The organism is Methylotenera sp., assembly GCF_029945705.1.
Taxonomy (GTDB): Bacteria; Pseudomonadota; Gammaproteobacteria; order Burkholderiales; family Methylophilaceae; genus Methylotenera.
This window is the reverse complement of sequence record NZ_JAQSDC010000004.1, coordinates 1-17,287: the sequence shown is the minus strand read 5'-3', so window position 1 is coordinate 17,287 and position 17,287 is coordinate 1. Positions and strand designations below refer to the sequence as shown.

At 42.8% G+C, this 17,287-nt stretch carries 14 protein-coding genes and 2 tRNA genes; 9 read left to right on the top strand and 7 right to left on the bottom strand.

The window, feature by feature from the left end; all coding sequences use genetic code 11:
• Positions 1 to 6 precede the first annotated feature (6 nt).
• From PSU78_RS00990 to PSU78_RS00965, 6 genes are all read right to left on the bottom strand, one after another.
• Entirely contained in the window at positions 7 to 441 is a 435-nt protein-coding gene (locus tag PSU78_RS00990; RefSeq protein ID WP_300382917.1) for a hypothetical protein, read from the bottom strand.
• Complete coding sequence (locus tag PSU78_RS00985) at positions 441 to 1,808, bottom strand: phosphatase PAP2/dual specificity phosphatase family protein (protein WP_300382914.1); 1,368 nt, start codon at positions 1,806 to 1,808, stop codon at positions 441 to 443. The genes PSU78_RS00990 and PSU78_RS00985 overlap by 1 nt, the downstream gene beginning before the upstream one ends.
• Before the next feature lie 5 nt (positions 1,809 to 1,813).
• Positions 1,814 to 3,589 (bottom strand): bifunctional alpha/beta hydrolase/class I SAM-dependent methyltransferase, encoded by a 1,776-nt coding sequence (locus PSU78_RS00980; protein ID WP_300382911.1) that lies wholly within the window; start codon positions 3,587 to 3,589, stop codon positions 1,814 to 1,816.
• Positions 3,590 to 3,797: 208 nt separating this feature from the next.
• Complete coding sequence (locus PSU78_RS00975) at positions 3,798 to 4,403, bottom strand: DUF4440 domain-containing protein (RefSeq protein ID WP_300382908.1); 606 nt, start codon at positions 4,401 to 4,403, stop codon at positions 3,798 to 3,800.
• Positions 4,404 to 4,451: 48 nt separating this feature from the next.
• Complete coding sequence (locus tag PSU78_RS00970; protein WP_300382905.1) at positions 4,452 to 5,378, bottom strand: phosphatidate cytidylyltransferase; 927 nt, start codon at positions 5,376 to 5,378, stop codon at positions 4,452 to 4,454.
• A gap of 1 nt (position 5,379) precedes the next feature.
• Positions 5,380 to 5,991 carry a CDP-alcohol phosphatidyltransferase family protein gene (locus PSU78_RS00965; protein WP_300382902.1) on the bottom strand — a complete coding sequence of 204 codons (612 nt, stop codon included), beginning with the start codon at positions 5,989 to 5,991 and terminating at the stop codon, positions 5,380 to 5,382.
• A 287-nt stretch (positions 5,992 to 6,278) separates the two neighbouring features.
• On the opposite strand from PSU78_RS00965, the gene recA reads away from it, so the two are divergent.
• The 9 genes from recA to PSU78_RS00920 all read left to right on the top strand — a co-directional run bounded on the left by recA (position 6,279) and on the right by PSU78_RS00920 (position 16,215).
• Positions 6,279 to 7,307, top strand: coding sequence for a recombinase RecA (recA, locus tag PSU78_RS00960; RefSeq protein ID WP_300382899.1), 1,029 nt, complete (start codon positions 6,279 to 6,281; stop codon positions 7,305 to 7,307).
• 31 nt (positions 7,308 to 7,338) lie between these two features.
• On the top strand, positions 7,339 to 7,806 hold the full coding sequence (recX, locus tag PSU78_RS00955; protein ID WP_300383837.1) for a recombination regulator RecX: 468 nt from the start codon (positions 7,339 to 7,341) through the stop codon (positions 7,804 to 7,806).
• A 93-nt stretch (positions 7,807 to 7,899) separates the two neighbouring features.
• The gene (alaS, locus tag PSU78_RS00950; protein WP_300382897.1) at positions 7,900 to 10,545 is read left to right on the top strand and encodes an alanine--tRNA ligase; all 2,646 of its coding nucleotides are present in this window, start codon (positions 7,900 to 7,902) and stop codon (positions 10,543 to 10,545) included.
• A gap of 53 nt (positions 10,546 to 10,598) precedes the next feature.
• The gene (locus tag PSU78_RS00945) at positions 10,599 to 11,825 is read left to right on the top strand and encodes an aspartate kinase (RefSeq protein ID WP_300382894.1); all 1,227 of its coding nucleotides are present in this window, start codon (positions 10,599 to 10,601) and stop codon (positions 11,823 to 11,825) included.
• A 102-nt stretch (positions 11,826 to 11,927) separates the two neighbouring features.
• Positions 11,928 to 12,021 (top strand) — tRNA-Ser (locus PSU78_RS00940).
• 71 nt (positions 12,022 to 12,092) lie between these two features.
• Positions 12,093 to 12,169 (top strand) — tRNA-Arg (locus PSU78_RS00935).
• A gap of 362 nt (positions 12,170 to 12,531) precedes the next feature.
• On the top strand, positions 12,532 to 12,876 hold the full coding sequence (locus tag PSU78_RS00930; protein ID WP_300382891.1) for a helix-turn-helix transcriptional regulator: 345 nt from the start codon (positions 12,532 to 12,534) through the stop codon (positions 12,874 to 12,876).
• Entirely contained in the window at positions 12,866 to 14,107 is a 1,242-nt protein-coding gene (locus tag PSU78_RS00925; protein ID WP_300382888.1) for a type II toxin-antitoxin system HipA family toxin, read from the top strand. Before PSU78_RS00930 ends, PSU78_RS00925 begins: the two co-directional genes overlap by 11 nt.
• A 551-nt stretch (positions 14,108 to 14,658) precedes the next feature.
• On the top strand, positions 14,659 to 16,215 hold the full coding sequence (locus PSU78_RS00920) for an HDOD domain-containing protein (protein WP_300382885.1): 1,557 nt from the start codon (positions 14,659 to 14,661) through the stop codon (positions 16,213 to 16,215).
• Positions 16,216 to 16,449: 234 nt separating this feature from the next.
• Here PSU78_RS00920 and PSU78_RS00915 read toward each other — a convergent pair whose 3' ends face one another.
• A complete protein-coding gene (locus PSU78_RS00915) occupies positions 16,450 to 17,166 on the bottom strand; it encodes a methyl-accepting chemotaxis protein (RefSeq protein WP_300382882.1) in 717 nt (238 codons plus the stop codon).
• Between the last annotated feature and the right edge of the window lie 121 nt (positions 17,167 to 17,287).

Sequence of the window (17,287 nt, the reverse complement as noted above, 5' to 3'; positions counted from 1 at the left end):
ATAATCTCAAGTAGCCAAATACACCAAAAGTATTATTAGAATACTTTGCCCTGCCCACAGTATTGCGCCCCGCTTAAACAGGCTATAACTTCCCATTACTCGCATGGTGAGTGTTCTTCCTGATTGATGAGCTGGATTTAACATAGTAAGAATCTCATCCAATTCGGCTATATCTAGCTTGCTCCAATGATTAAACAAATTAACATCAATACGAATTCTAATAGTGAAATACATGACCAACAGACCGACACCTAACACCAACACCTCGAGTAGTTTTTGCTGCCATGAATATGCTAATGTAGCAAAGACTATTGCTACCAAGTTGTTCACTATTGCCAATAACTCAATAAGCTTAAACGACTTTAGCAATGCAAGTATGGTCACAATTTTTGTGTATGATTTTGGTTGAGTAGCGAGCTCGGCGTTATCCAAATCAGTCATTACAAATTCGCCTTCAAATTCAACTGTATCAAGGCCTTAGCAATATTACCCTCATACTCTTCACTTAAAACTATTCCAGCCCTTGCTGCATCTACTATTTTAATAGCGTTTTTAATATCCGATGCATGTCCGCGCCAAACTAGCCAGCAAACCACTACGCTGCTACTGCGTGACAACCCCAATGCACAATGCACTAATACATCCCCTTGCTGTTGCGTATTATCTAACCATCGCACTGCACGGACTAATGTTTTTGGCTTAGGCGCTGTTAAATCTAATACTGGTAGATATTTTTGCTTTGGCGCTTTAAGCGTGGGCGCTGAAAACTCGTTGGTTAAATCCAACACGCCAACCCAATCAATGCCTAACTTTGCCACAGCAACACGTGGAAAGGCGCCAAGCCAGACATTGCCGTGAATTTTATTGGGTAAAAAGCGACGTTTGGTATACATACGATAACTACACCAGCTTAGAAACAAATAGGGCGCGAGCAATAGCTGTGCTGGCCAGCGCAGGCAACCACGCCTTTGAGTGAATACATTTCTCTGAAACACCTGCTGTTCAAATCCCAAATAAGCTATTGTCACCAATGATAATGAAACCGCAGTCCAAATAAAAATTACGGTAAGTAAAGTGGATGCCTCACTTGCAAGAAAAGCAGCTAAGGCCATGCCTGTTGCAGAAACTCCGTATCTAAAAGCAATTTTCTTCATTTGTGCAGTAGGTTTATTCCACCGCCATGAGAAAGGTTTATCTGGAATCAGATAAATACAAATCACCCCCACCAACGCGCCTGTCCAAACATCAATAAAATGGTGCTGATAAACCAGCAGAACAGAAGTTGCTATAGCAAAAAACCAAACATTCAAGACAGCTTTCATCAAACCTTGCAGTCGCTTTGCATAAAGCTGCCACAGCACAATTAGCAAGCTAATATGTAGAGAGGGTGCTTGATTGTAAGGTTTATCGAAACCTAGCAACATCCCTTGTAGCATGCCATTAAAACCATCGACTTTAGGTACTTCAAACGAGAATTGCAAAGGATACAACAGAAAACCAATCAGAGAAATTATCGTAGCTAGCAAAAGCCTGAGTGCATGCCTATCTAGCGCACTACGTTTACGAAATAAAAATAGCGAGGCTGCATAAAACGCATCAATCGACATATATGGCAGCATTAACCAAGGCACAAAAGGTAGTTGATGCTCCCATGCCTCCACCATGATGCCAACATCTGTGCGACCACTTGTGTAGTAATTCAGCCAACCATAACTTAAAAAGAAAAATGGCCCGAGAAGCGCGAGCCAAATGGCGCCGCGCTTCCACAAGATAGGCGGTTTTAAGATTGCGGGTTTATTTACTTGCATAAACTTTAGCAACGTTTTGCTAGAGAGACACTAAATATTCCCCAAGTGTCTGACCATTGGTCAATCTTTTCAAATCCGGCAGCAGCAACCAACTGATCCATTTCACATTGCGTGCGGCGGCGCATCACCCACGCTTTGTTTTGACGGTGGCTAGTCAGCGTGCGAGCAATTAGCTCTAGCTGTGGATGCCATGGCTGGTTGGTATACACCAAATATCCATCCGCCTCTAAAGCTGCATGAATACCCTTTAATGAGGTTTGTATTAAGGCGTTTTCAGGAAATAATTCATATAAGCCAGACACAATCGCCAAAGTTGGCTTAGGTGTAACCGCGGCAATAGAAGCCGCATCAAACGCATCAGCCAATTCAAACTGAGCAATACTCTCTAAACCATGTTGCTTAATCATTGCTCGACCAGCGGTCACATTCAGTTCGCTATAATCGCGCATTAATACATGGTCAGCTTTTACGGCAAGCGCTGCATCTAAGACATAACGGCCATGCCCAGCGGCAATGTCCATCATGCGCACTGGCTTCTGTGCTGCTCGCAACATCGTTGCGGCTTTAGCCAACATAGCTTCGTTATGCACTTTGCGGACTCTAATACCTCGCCAACCAATGGCATTCAGATAAGTACGATCGATAATTTCACCTAAGGCACCGCCAACAAAAGTTCTGCTTCGGGCTTTATTTTCGTAAACATAATCCAGCGTACTACCTGAATCAAAGCCAGTATCCACGCCTAGTTTTAGGCCATGAGACATATTGCTGCCAAATCGAATGTTTGCTCGAGTGACTGCAAAATACAGATTTTTTAGACTGAAAATGGCTAAAGGTTTTTTAAGTTGCTCGGCTTCATCAAACGTGTAACCTGTAATATCCGCTTTAATTAAATCTGGCTGTACAACTGGCGTTAAATATTGCTTCTCTATAAATTCACGCGCCTTTGTTAATGGCAAATGGCGATCTTTTTCACCTAATGTATCGTGAAAGAAGCCTTCAAATTCGTGATACTCCTTAGTGCTAGCACCTAGTTTTTCATATAAATCTTTTACTGGGTGTTGATGCACCACCCAATCACTACCCGACACTAAAAACTGCGTTGGCGTGGTAATGGCTGCAGCGTCTTTGACCAAACGCTCAGCAGTACTGTAAAGCTCCAGCAATATATTCACGGCAATCGGGCGAGTGATTAGCGGGTCATTTTCATACGATTCAATGCGCTTTTCATCGTGCGTTAACCACTTTGCTTTTACATAAGAATTCACAAAAGCGATTGCAGGCACTAGTTTTGTAATCCCTAAAGCTTGGATTAACGCTAGAGAAGCTCGCGCAAATGGTACGTATAACTTGACCTTAAGTGCTGGTGAAGCCAATACCAAACTACGGATATTTGGCGCGTAATCATGTACCCAAGCAGCGGCAATCACCCCTCCCACACTTTGTGCGATCACAGAAATTTCTTCTATTTTAAAGCCATAGGTGCTGCAAATATGTCGCGCAAAAACATCGGCATCTTTTACCAATACGCCAAAATTATCGGCATACCCACGTACGCCAGGCGACTTTCCTAACCCACGTGCATCCCAAGCAAAACAATCGTACTCCGGCATATTTAAACCATCTACCACATCTTGCTGACGACCAGAGTGTTCATGCCCACGATGGAACAAAATGATTGCGCGTTTATTAGCGCCCTGCTGCTGGCTCGGCCAATAACGATAAAAAATCTCAGCACCATCCACCGCGGTAAAAGTATGCTCTTCTGCTGCTCTAATCATAAGGAGTTCCATTTATTAGGATTTAACTTAGGAGGTTTAAACTAAAACACACCACAACATAACTATATAATTAGTTATTTAGTTTTATGTGTCAAGCACTTTATAAAACTGAGTTAAAAATTAGAAAGTTACACAAATCAATTTGATAAGTTGTTTTGAGTAAAACTATAAAAATCCGTCATTCCCGCATAGGGGGAATGACAGTAAATTAAGATTTTTTGGGTCGAAAAAACACCATGCCAAGTGCGCCCAACAGCAAACCTAGCACTAAGCCACCTGCCGCATAATATTTAGTTGAATCTTTAACTGCCGCAAAAATCGGATTGTCATAAAAGTTTGTACCTATATGCAATGCCAAAATACGCCATTTTCCATCCGCCTCTTTTACAACCGTGGCAGTCCAACGCGTTTTCATAGCTAAACTGCGGCCATCAACTAGTTGATAGTTTTCTGCACCACTACCATAAACCAAGCCCCAGCTTGGGTTTGCTGCATCACCATACAGTTCCGTTAAAGCATCTGGCATTAACTTAATGTCTAATTTCTTTAAATAGCCACCTTTACCAAACCAGTCTTTAAAGTAAGCATCTATGCCCTCTGGCGTAGAAATCACATTTTGATTGATGGTCGTTATTTTTAATTTTTCATCAAAATACTGTTTTAAATCCCCATATTTCTCGGCATTAATCGCCGTTTCTACGCCTTGCAATAAGCTGCGTAGCTCTTCATGTATTGCATGGTTAGGCTCTTCAGTTGCAGCAAAGCTAGTGCTACTGATTAACAAGCATGCGGTGACTAGTAGTTTCTTCAACATACGATTAACTCCCTTTTTATAATAGGCAAATTTAGAAATTTGCCTTTCTCAGTAGTGCAGATAATACACAAAATGAAAAAACAATGGCGCGGTATAGGTCAGACTGTCTACACGGTCGAGAATACCACCGTGACCTGGAATCAGACTGCCTGTATCTTTGATGCCTAAATCGCGTTTAACCGCAGAAATACTCACATCGCCAATAAAACCAGTCAATCCAATCAACAGGCCTGAGACAAGCGGCTCCCAGCCAACAAGTGGCGTTAAATATGGCGCTAACAACCATGACAGCAAGGTCGTTGTTGCGACGCCTCCGAGTAAACCACCTAAGGTTTTATTCGGACTAACTTTGGGAATCACTTTGATGCCACCCACTAACTTACCCCATACATACTGCATGATGTCGTTGAATTGCGTGAGAAATACCAAAAATAAGAGCATGCTAGCGCTATTTGCTGCGGGATTCACTTGATCAGGCAACGCAAGTAAATACGCCGCATGTGAAAGTGAAAACACCGTTGTCATCAAGCCCCAATGAAGCGTGCTCGACGCTCTTAGAAAGCCTTGTGTTTCGCCTTCTATCAGCATGCGAAGCGGCAATAGTAAAAACATATAAACGGGAATGAAAATGATAAACATGCCATACCAACCCAGCCAAACCCACAAATACTGAAGCGGAATAGCGAGGTACGCCCATAACAACGTGCGTTTATCGGCGCTTCTGCTAGGAATAATAATGAAATATTCTTTGAGTGCTAGAAAGCTCACCAGCCCGAAAAACAAGACGCCAAGGGTGCGGTTTAAGGCCATCGCTAAAACAAACAGCCCTGCCATCACCCACCAAGAGCGCATGCGCAAGCCAAGTTCATGGTCAGCCACACTTGGGCGAAAGATGCGTTTAAGCCAAATAATCAGCGTGCCTATGATGAGCACAGCAACCACTCCCCACAAGGCAATCTGCAAATTAATCGGCATGTTACGCTTTAGCTGTTTCTTTCAATGCGCCTTTAGCGCGATTCATAATCGTGACAACTAACAACAACAGCATCACAATCAATAGCCAATTTACCCACGCGCCCACTGGAAAACCAACACCCAGGACAAGAGCGATTGCGCCGAGCCAAAACGCACGGTCACTTTTACCCATAGGTCCTTGATATTGACGTGTAGCGCCTATCTGCACGGCAACCACTCCCATCATCTCGCTAATAGTTGCCAGTAATACTAGCAACACCGCCAAGCTTGCGCAGATGTGCGGGAGCAAAGCTAAAGGCAAATAAAGTGCAGCATCAGCAATCACATCGCCCAATTCATTCAAAATCGCACCTAATTTTGATTGTTGCGCATGCTCGCGCGCCAACATGCCATCTATCGCATTTAAACCCATGCGCAAAAACAATATCAAAGGCAAAACCAGCAAAGGCCAAGTACCATGCGGCTGCCATGCAATTAAAGCCCCGCCAATAAAAGATAAAATTACTGCCGAAATAGTCACTTGATTCGCAGTGACGCCAGCACCAGCAAGGGCATTAACGATAGGTCTTAATAAAGCTTGGAATCGTGGCTTTAAATCGTAGATTGAAGGCAAAATAATTTCCTTATTTATTTTTAGAGTTTAATTATTCAGTTTGATAATTCTAGTTAATCGCCCTAGGCAGCATTATGCCATTGCATAGCGCACAAAGCACAATTGGCTGTGCTAAAGCGTTTCATGTATTTGCAAGAATTAATACATGGTCTTGATCAGTAAAACAATAATTTACAAATACTTAATTCATATTTAATCGTAATCTAAAGCCACTAGAGCCTTACTTTAGGGGCAAATTTATGGAATAATCATGCGATTAACTTAGCAACAAAATTCAAAGGCGATACATGGACGATAATAAAAGCAAAGCACTGAGCGCGGCACTCGCACAAATTGAAAAGCAATTTGGTAAGGGCTCCATTATGCGCATGGGTGATAGCGACATTGGTGATGATATTCAAGCAGTTTCAACGGGTTCATTAGGCCTTGATATTGCCTTAGGTATCGGCGGTTTACCACGCGGTCGAGTGATTGAAATTTACGGTCCAGAATCATCAGGTAAAACGACATTAACGCTTTCAGTGATTGCGCAAATGCAAAAAACTGGCGGCGTAGCAGCGTTTATTGATGCGGAACATGCACTTGATCCACAATATGCTGCAAAATTAGGCGTAAACGTGCCTGATTTATTAATCTCTCAACCAGACACTGGCGAGCAAGCACTTGAAATCGTAGATATGTTGGTGCGTTCAGGCTCAGTAGATATTGTGGTGATCGACTCTGTTGCAGCTTTAACGCCACGTGCCGAAATTGAAGGCGAAATGGGTGATTCACACATGGGCTTGCAAGCGCGTTTGATGAGCCAAGCTTTGCGTAAACTCACAGGTAACATCAAACGTACGAATACCATGGTGATTTTCATCAACCAAATCCGTATGAAAATCGGCGTGATGTTCGGTAACCCAGAAACCACTACTGGTGGTAATGCGCTTAAATTCTACGCGTCTGTACGTTTAGATATTCGTCGTACTGGTGCGATTAAAAAAGGTGATGAAGTCATTGGTTCTGAAACACGCGTAAAAGTAATTAAAAACAAAGTCGCGCCGCCGTTCAAACAAGCTGAATTCGATATTCTGTATGGCGAAGGCATCTCACGTGAAGGCGAAATTATTGAGCTTGGCGCAAACTTGAAAATGGTTGAAAAAGCAGGCTCTTGGTATAGCTACAACGGCGAAAAAATCGGTCAAGGTAAAGACAATGCGCGCGAATACCTCAGGTCGAACCCAGCCATTGCCAATGAAATTGATGCAAAAATCCGCGCCAATATGAAATCATTAAGCGATGCAATGCCTGCGGTACGTTCTGAAGAAGATTAAGCATTCATTGAATTTGTAACGAGGCTACGCAATCGAATTCAAACCAAAAAGCTTACGGCAACGGGCGCTTGATTATCTGGGTAAGCGTGAGTATTCATACTTTGAGCTCACCCAGAAATTAAAACCCTTTGCTGAAGAGTCTGATGAAAGCCCAGCATCTGAGCAGATTTCGGCCATTCTGGATGACTTTAAAAAGCGTGGTTGGCTTTCAGATGCAAGATTCACAGAACAGCTGGTGCATGCAAGACAAAGTAAATTTGGCAGCGCACGTATCGCTAATGAGTTGCGAGAAAAAGGCGTAGCGGATGATTTAATCGCTAGCGCAGTTGAAGAAGTAAAGATAAATGAGCTAGATTTTGCGCGTGAAATTTGTCGCAAAAAGTTTAAGGCCACGCCAAGCAGCCGCGAAGATTGGGCAAAACAAGCTAGATTTTTACAGAGCCGTGGCTTTAGCTTTGATGTGATTAAAAAAGTGTTGAATGTAACTTTAAGAGACTGATGTGTAGGAGCGACGCCCTCGTCGCGACCAACCAATGCGTAAAGCAATATCGGCACGAGGGCGTGCCTCCTACAAAAAATAATTATTGAAAATATGACAATTAAACTAAGTAACAATCCAAGCAGTAACGAAATTCGCAAAGCGTTTCTCGATTTTTTCGCCTCTAAAGGCCATCAAATCGTCGTATCTAGCTCGCTAGTTCCTCATGGCGACCCTACCTTGCTATTCACCAACGCGGGGATGAACCAATTTAAAGACGTGTTTTTAGGTTTTGACAAACGCCAATACACTCGCGCAACCAGTAGCCAAAAATGCGTACGTGCTGGCGGCAAACATAATGACCTTGAAAATGTAGGCTACACCGCGCGCCACCACACATTTTTTGAAATGTTAGGTAACTTTAGCTTTGGCGATTACTTTAAAGATGACGCTATTGCTTACGCTTGGGAGCTATTAACAGAAGTCTTCAAACTACCAAAAGAAAAACTCACCGTCACCGTTTATGCAGATGATGATGAAGCCTACAACATTTGGCATGACACAATCGGCGTACCCGCCGAGCGTATTATTCGTATTGGTGACAACAAAGGCGCACGTTATGCATCAGACAACTTCTGGATGATGGGTGACACTGGCCCATGCGGCCCGTGTACCGAAATTTTCTACGACCACGGCGACCACCATTTTGGCGGCCCTCCAGGCAGCCCTGATGAAGACGGCGACCGATTCATCGAAATCTGGAACAACGTATTCATGCAGTTCAACCGCGATGAAGCGGGGGTAATGCACCCGCTACCAAAACCATCTGTGGATACAGGCATGGGGTTGGAGCGTATTTCAGCCGTATTGCAGCATGTGCATGCTAACTACGAAATCGATATTTTCCAAGGCTTAATCGGCGCCGCCGCGCGTGAAACCAATACTACAGATTTAAGCATTCCGTCACTTAAAGTACTCGCTGACCATATCCGCGCTTGTAGCTTCTTAATCGCAGATGGCGTGATTCCAGGCAATGAAGGCCGTGGCTATGTGCTACGCCGCATTATTCGCCGTGCTATCCGCCATGGCTATAAATTAGGTGCTCGCGCAGCATTCTTCTACAAACTTGTGCCTGATTTGGTTAAACAAATGGGTGAAGCATACCCAGAGCTTGTCGCGAATCAATCGCGCATTATGGATATGTTGAAGTTGGAAGAAGACCGCTTCTTTGAAACCATTGAAAACGGTATGGAGATTTTAGAAACTGAGCTTGCAACCATGTCTAAAGCGAACAATCGCCTTTTCAATGGTGACCTAGCTTTTAAACTGCATGACACTTTCGGTTTCCCGCTTGATTTAACAGCTGATATTTGTCGTGAGCGTGACGTAAATGTAGATGGCGCCGCTTTCGACGCTGCTATGACACGCCAAAAAGAACAAGCGCGTGCCGCTGGTAAATTCAAAATGGCGACCAATCTTGAATACAGTGGTGCGAATACCGACTTTAAAGGTTATCAAACGTTAGAAGCTAGCGCTATGATTTTGGCATTATACAAAGATGGTGTAGCCGTGAATCAGCTATCAGAAGGCGAGCAAGGCGTTGTGGTATTAGATAACACGCCTTTCTATGCCGAATCTGGTGGTCAAGTAGGTGATAACGGTGTACTTAAAGCTGAAAATGGCATTTTTGCTGTGGAAGACACGCAAAAAATCCAAGCAGCTGTTTTTGGTCATCATGGCATTTTAAAAACTGGAAAAATAAGTGTAGGTGAAAGCCTAAAAGCGAGTGTGGACTTGGCTGCACGCGCCAATATTATGCGCAATCACTCAGCAACCCACTTGATGCACAAAGCGCTCCGCGAAGTATTAGGCACGCATGTACAACAAAAAGGTTCGTTGGTTGATGCGGATAAAACGCGTTTTGACTTCTTGCATAATGCACCAATGACCGATAATGAAATTGCCAAAGTTGAGGCGATTGTGAATGCTGAGATTCTAGCTAACGCTGCAACTCAAGCCCGTGAAATGGATATTGAATCCGCACAAAAAACAGGTGCAATGATGCTGTTTGGTGAGAAATACGGTGATATTGTGCGCGTATTAGATATTGGTAGCACCACCGAGTTATGTGGTGGTACGCATGTGAGCCGCACTGGTGATATTGGGCTATTCAAAATTTATGCTGAAAGTGGCGTAGCCGCTGGTGTTCGTCGCTTAGAGGCGGCAACAGGCAATGGTGCGCTAAAGTTAATTAATGCTCAACAAGCACTGATTTCTCAACTTTCAGCTGACCTGAAAGCACCAACAAGCGAACTTGCTACCAAAGTTGTGCAATTAAGCGACCATGCAAAATCATTGGAAAAAGAATTAGCGCGCTTGAAATCTAAATTAGCCTCTTCACAAGGCGATGACTTAGCTACGCAAGCCACTGAAATTTCAGGGGTAAAAGTATTAGCGGTCACGCTGGAAGGCGCCGATGCAAATACCTTACGTGAAACGATGGATAAACTAAAAGATAAACTAAAATCTGCAGCCATAGTCTTAGCCAGTGTTAGCGATGGCAAAGTAAGCTTGGCAGCAGGTGTTACGCCTGATTTAATCGCTAAGATTAAAGCGGGCGAACTCGTTAACTTTGTAGCGCAACAAGTAGGTGGTAAAGGCGGCGGTAAGCCAGACATGGCAATGGCGGGCGGTACTGATGCTAGTCAATTACCTAAAGCACTCGCCAGCGTAAATGACTGGGTAAGTAGTAAACTATAATTCAACTAACTTTAATCAAGTAGCCTTTGATTAATTAACATATAGAGCTAAAAATGGCATTAATTGTACAAAAATACGGTGGAACTTCTGTAGCGAATCCTGAGAGGATACGCAATGTTGCCCGACGCGTAGCGCGTTATAAAGCAATGGGGCATCAAGTTGTAGTGGTGGTTTCAGCGATGTCTGGTGAAACCAATAAACTGATTGGCTTAGCTAAAGAACTGATGGCCGAGCCTGATCCACGCGAATTGGACATGATTATCTCCACTGGCGAACAAGTCACAATAGGCTTAACAGCGCTGGCGCTAATAGAGTTGGGCATAAAAGCAAAAAGCTACACAGGCGCCCAAGTTAAAATTCTTACGGATGATGCGTTTACGAAAGCACGCATCCTCAACATTGACAAAGATAAGCTAAAAGCAGATTTAGATGCAGGCTATGTGTGTGTTGTAGCCGGTTTTCAAGGCGAAGATGCTAATGGCAACATCACCACACTAGGCCGTGGCGGTTCTGACACTACTGGCGTAGCGTTAGCAGCGGCATTGGGCGCGGATGAATGCCAAATCTACACCGATGTTGACGGCGTTTATACCACCGACCCGCGAGTGGTGCCTGAAGCACGCCGTTTAAAATCAATCACTTTTGAAGAAATGCTTGAATTAGCAAGCCAAGGTTCAAAAGTACTGCAAATTCGCTCTGTTGAATTCGCAGGAAAATACAAAGTTAAGCTACGTGTGCTCTCCAGTTTTGAAGAAGAAGGCGACGGCACACTGATTACATTTGAGGAAGAAGAAAACATGGAACAACCCATCATTTCAGGCATTGCGTTCAATCGTGACGAAGCCAAAATCACGGTACTAGGCGTGCCAGACAAACCAGGCATCGCTTACCAAATCTTAGGCCCAATCGCTGATGCAAATATTGATGTCGATATGATTATTCAAAATACTGGCGCTGATGGCACAACTGACTTCACATTCACTGTGCATAAAAACGAGATGAACAAAGCATTAAATATTTTACGTGATAAAGTACAAGGCCATATCGGCGCACGTGAAATCAGCGGCGATGACAAAATCGCCAAAGTTTCAGTCGTTGGCGTTGGCATGCGCTCACACGTGGGCATCGCTAGCCAAATGTTCCGCACATTGGCAGAAGAAGGCATCAACATACAAATGATTTCGACTTCAGAAATTAAAATTGCAGTCGTTGTTGATGAAAAATACCTAGAGCTAGCTGTACGCGTATTACATAAAGCTTTTGAATTAGAGGCAGCTTAAAAAATAGTAAATTTAGTCACCGATTTATCATTGATTTTTAGGCGTGAATCAAGTATTATCGCGCCTCAATTAAGAAAGTTTAATTGAAAAGCGTAAGAAAACGGAGAGCTGGCCGAGTGGTCGAAGGCACTTCCCTGCTAAGGAAGCATACGGGCTTAACCCTGTATCTAGGGTTCGAATCCCTAGCTCTCCGCCAAGTTATATTTCTATTAAAATTATCATATAGTTCTTTTAGAAACACGCAGCATAAAGTATAATGCCGCGCATGCGCCCGTAGCTCAGCTGGATAGAGTACTTGGCTACGAACCAAGGGGTCAGGAGTTCGAATCTCTTCGGGCGCACCAATCAAATCAAAGGCTTACAGTTTAATTGCTGTAGGCCTTTTTTGTTTACTTCTACAGATGCAAGAAAAGGGTTATACAATTAACTTGCTGTCGAAATATTGAAGTCTGATTTTGACCCACTGAATTATTTCATTTCAGAAACACTGAAACTGTACAAGCTCAGTTAGTAACAATTAGATTAGCTACTAATAACAAAAAATAATGCCAGTTAGTAACTAAATAAAAGAGGGGGGGGGTTGAATTGATGTAATGTGACAATCTAATTTATCTTTTTGACTTAGAATAATACAATATAAAAATACTTGAATTTTCATAAAAACTCAATATAATGAATCTTAATTTACTTAAGGTTCATTATATTGATGTCAAAGCATTCAGGTTCAATTGTAAGCACACCCCCTGAGACCCTTAAGTCCCTAGAAAAACTCGGTCAAAGAATACGTGCAAATCGCATTGCGCAGAGTTGGACTGTCAAAGAGATGGCTGAGCGTCTTTTCTGTTCTCAAAATACTTACCGAGCGATTGAGGCTGGTAAACCAAGCGCAAGTATCGGCATTATTGCAAACGCCTTATGGTTATTTGGGCAGATTGACTCACTAGATTCTGTTGCACCTGTTCCTTTACAAACAAATGCGACTGCTCGTGTTAGAAAATCTAAAAATAAATCTATAGCAGGCACCATAGGTGAGGATGAGCGTGACTTCTGATCGTAAAGTATATGTTGGCTTAGCCACAGAGCCTCACCAAGTCGTTACTCCCGTCTGTCTGCTTAAACTTGTACGCAGAGGTGTGGTTGAATCTGGTGAGTATGCCTATGGCAAGCAATACTTGGCTTCACCTGCTGCAATTCCGCTTAACAATGAACACATGCCATTAAGCAACTCAGCTATGGCGCTACCTGAACGCCGCTTGCGTGATGGTGGCGCATTGCCACTGACTTTTCGTGATGCGCTACCCGACAGTTGGGGACGAAGAGTGCTTGAAGCTCAATATGGCCGCACACTGGATGACATTGATGCGCTATTAATGACTAATGCTGACCGTGTTGGGGCAATGGTATTTAGCGAATCGCTTCCAATCGAGGTAGATCAAGCTGAGACCAACCTGCTTGAACTTGAAGAAATGTCCGATGCCATAAAAATGCTAGAGCTGGCAATGGATATACCCCCAGAAATGCGTCGATTACTTCAACGCGGCGGCACACTGGGAGGCGCAAGACCAAAGGCGACTTTTATTCATGAAAATAGAAGATGGATTGCCAAGTTTCCTGCTCTTGCTGACGACCATGATGTTGAACTACTTGAGATATGTTTATTAAAACTTGCAGCGCTTTGTGGTATTGAAGTTTCACCTTCTCGACTTGAAAGTATTCAAAGCGGCCACGTGATTTTAGTTTCCCGTTTTGATCGGGTAGGGAATATAGATAATGAGCGTCGTATTCATTATCTTTCTGCATCTGCTTTGCTTAACGTGTCTTATGAAAGCAATGGTGGTAGTTATGTCGAGTTTGCGCAAGTAATTCGAAAAATTTCAAGTAATCCAACACACGATTTAGATCAACTATATAGAAGGTTAGTATTTAATCTAATCGTGGATAATACTGATGACCACGTTAAGAATCATGGCATGCTGCACGTCGGTGATGGTCAATATCGACTAGCCCCCGCCTTTGACATTGTGATGCAACTTCAAAACCTTGGTTACCAAGAATTAGCCATCTTTGCAGGCAATAATGTATCGAGCCTTCGCTTAGCCACCGAGGCAGCGCCCTACTTTGGATTTAAAAAAGAAGATGCAGAAAATATTATTCACTCTATACAGGAAATAGCACTTAGAGAATTAATAGCAATTGCTGAACATTTTGGCGCAAGTACACCATTAAAAGAGCGTATAAAACGTTGCTTAAATCGACAACGTGAACTAATTAACAATCAATAAAAATTTATGGACTGTAGGGAAATCGTCACAAAATACAGGCTAACTGACTGATATTGTGGCTAAACATAGTTAAAATGAAATTTGCAGGCACCATAAGTAACTGATTTTAAATATTAATTATTTAGAGAGTCGTCCTACGAACCAAGGGGTAAGGAGTTGGAACCTCTTCGGGCGCACCATATAGCAAGGCTCACAGCGATGTGAGCCTTTTTCTTTGGGTCATAGATTTGCATTTGGGTCATAAATTTTTGCAATGCCGTCTCATACGAGACATATAAAGGATGTCGAGGATGCCCATCTTTTGTTAATCCTAGTGCCTAAGTTTTTGCTTATCATCGACAATCTCGAGGGCATCTAACCACTATGAATAGAGTCATAATGGTCTCTAAATATTATTCATCCAGCCGACAGTTACAACAAAAACTACACAGCTAAATCATTTCCCATACATAAAAATGTAAGTAGCCTTTTAGCATATAATCTTTAATTAACTACTTACTCATACTTAACGCAAAGCCATTTATAACTTTTAATTGCTTGCTACTATCTCAATGATGGCTCAAACGAACGCAACAAACACTGTCGCACTTGAATCACTGCTACGTCGCATGCGTAGCAATGAGGATTTTCCTGCACTTTCCACCACCATCAGCGAAATCAACAATGCAGTTAGCTCGGATCACTCGTCCACGCAAAGCCTCACTAAAATCATTCTGCAAGACTTCTCACTCACTAATAAGCTGCTTAAGATTGTTAATACAGTTTCTTATGGTCAGTTTGGTGGGAAAATTAGTACCATTTCTAAAGCGGTAGTTATTCTTGGGTTTGATGTCGTAAGAGACATTGCTACCACATTAATTTTAATAGATTTTCTACAAAATAAATCACAAGCGACGCAGCTTACAGACCAAGTAATTTCGTCATTTTTTGCTGGGCTTACTGCCAGACAACTCACACTTAACTTGAATATGCGCAATCATGAAGAGGCGATGATTTGCGGCATTTTTCAGCACTTAGGCCAACTGCTCACTACTTTTTATTTTTTTGATGAAAGTCAAAAAATCAATCAACTGATTTCTGAGGGCATACCCCCCAAACACGCATCATTCACGGTGCTGGGTATTAGCTATGATGAGTTAGGCAGTGGCGTAGCTAAAAGCTGGAACTTTCCAACGCGTTTACTACATGGCATGCAAGGGCTACCGCATGATAAAGTCGGCAGTGCATCCAATGAGCTGGATCAACTTAATATTACCGTCAATTTAGCAAGTGAGCTCACTGCAATTGTCTCTAGCATTGGCGCCGAAGATAAAAATAAAGCGATTCAGCAACTTGTAAAAAAATATAAAAATGCCATGCGTGTAGATGAAAAACTACTGCAAGAAACGCTGGAGCAAAGCTTACAGGAAATGTCTATTCGAGCTAGGATACTCAATATAGCGACCAAACAAAGTCCACTCCTAAAACGCGTATCTGAATATACAAATAATGCACAGAAAGAGCAAAACCAAACATTACAGAATGACGTTGAATTATCTAAGGAGACTAGCGTTTTAGATTCTGTGGATTTATCAGAATCAAGTGAGAAATTAGACTCCGAATCAATTCTGCAGGCGGGCATACAAGATGTCATTAATACACTAGTAAGTGACTATAAACTGAATGATGTATTACAAATGATATTAGAAACCATGTATCGAGGCATGGGTTGTAATCGGGTGTTAATGCTAGTGCGCGATGTTAAAACCAACGTAATGCAAGCCCGATCTGGTTATGGTCAAGATGCTGACACTTTATTACTAGACTTTAAATTCCCGCTACACTTCACCCCCGATGTTTTTCATCTAGCCGTTGACTCTGGTGCTGACATCGTGATTGAAGATACAGATGCAGATGCAATCGCCTCTAAAATACCTCAATGGTACAAAAAGATTTCTTCAGCAAAAAGCTTTTTACTATTACCTGTGATGGTTAACAAAAAAGCTGTTGGTTGTTTTTATGCCGATATGCAAACCGCCAATGCCTTTGACGAAACATCCAAGAACCTAGGCCTGTTGCGCACTTTGCGTAACCAAGCAGTATTAGCCATCAAACAAAACCAAGCCTGATTATTAGTCAGACAACTCAATACGAGTAATGACACTCCATGCTGAGTGTAATGCAAGACTCGCCATGATGATTGCCACTAACAAATCTGGCCAAGCGGCACCTGTGCCAAATACACCTAGTCGCTTGCCAGAGCAACACGGCAGAACATTGCCGCTTGATTGAAACACTAGACCAGCGGTCTTGCTGCAACTAACGCTGGTAGCGTTTGAATGTCAGCTTGCGAAATAGTTAGCTTATTTATTTGCCATAGAACGTATTTCGTTCATCGCCTGAGTCGTTCGTTCTGAGAGCTTACGCACTTCAGTGGCTACCACGGCAAAACCTCTGCCCGCCTCCCCTGCGCGAGCGGCTTCAATCGCAGCATTAATGGCTAGAATATTAATTTGCATAGCGATTTGATTAATCGTATCAGCCACACTTAATATTTTTCGCATGTTCTCTTCATTGCGAACAACATTCAGCTGATGGAGCTCTTTAGCGGTTCTCTCATCGCTAATATCTCTAATTGCACCTGCAGAACGCAACGCCACACCTGATGGATTACGAGCGGTGATAGCACGTTCACGAAACCAAACATAACCACGACTTGCGGTCTTCAATCGGTACTCAACGTTATAAGGAGTATTTCCACTCGCATCACTCAAATGAGCGCTAAAAGCATCTAATGCACGTTGCTTATCTTCATCATGAATCGCATTCAGCCAACTATCCCAGCCATTAGGAAAATCATCGACTCGTTCATGCCCTAACAGCACTCTAAATTGCTTAGACCATTCAATTTTGCTGTCTTTATGGTCAGGGTCACCATTCACCATATGCAACACCCAAATGCCTTCTGTAATCGCTTGGCCTGCAAGCTCTAAATCCTCAAGGCTTTTCTTAACAGAAGTTAATTCAGCATATAGTTTGTCTTGCTTTGCGTCACTGCCACTCATCTCTTTTTGTAACATTCCATGCTCGCAATCTTTAAAGTGTAGTAGAGATTGTCCTACATAATGCTTGCAACACTTATACTACTGACCCCTGTTGAATAAAGTGGACACTACCACTTCAGACAAGCTCTTCCTGTTT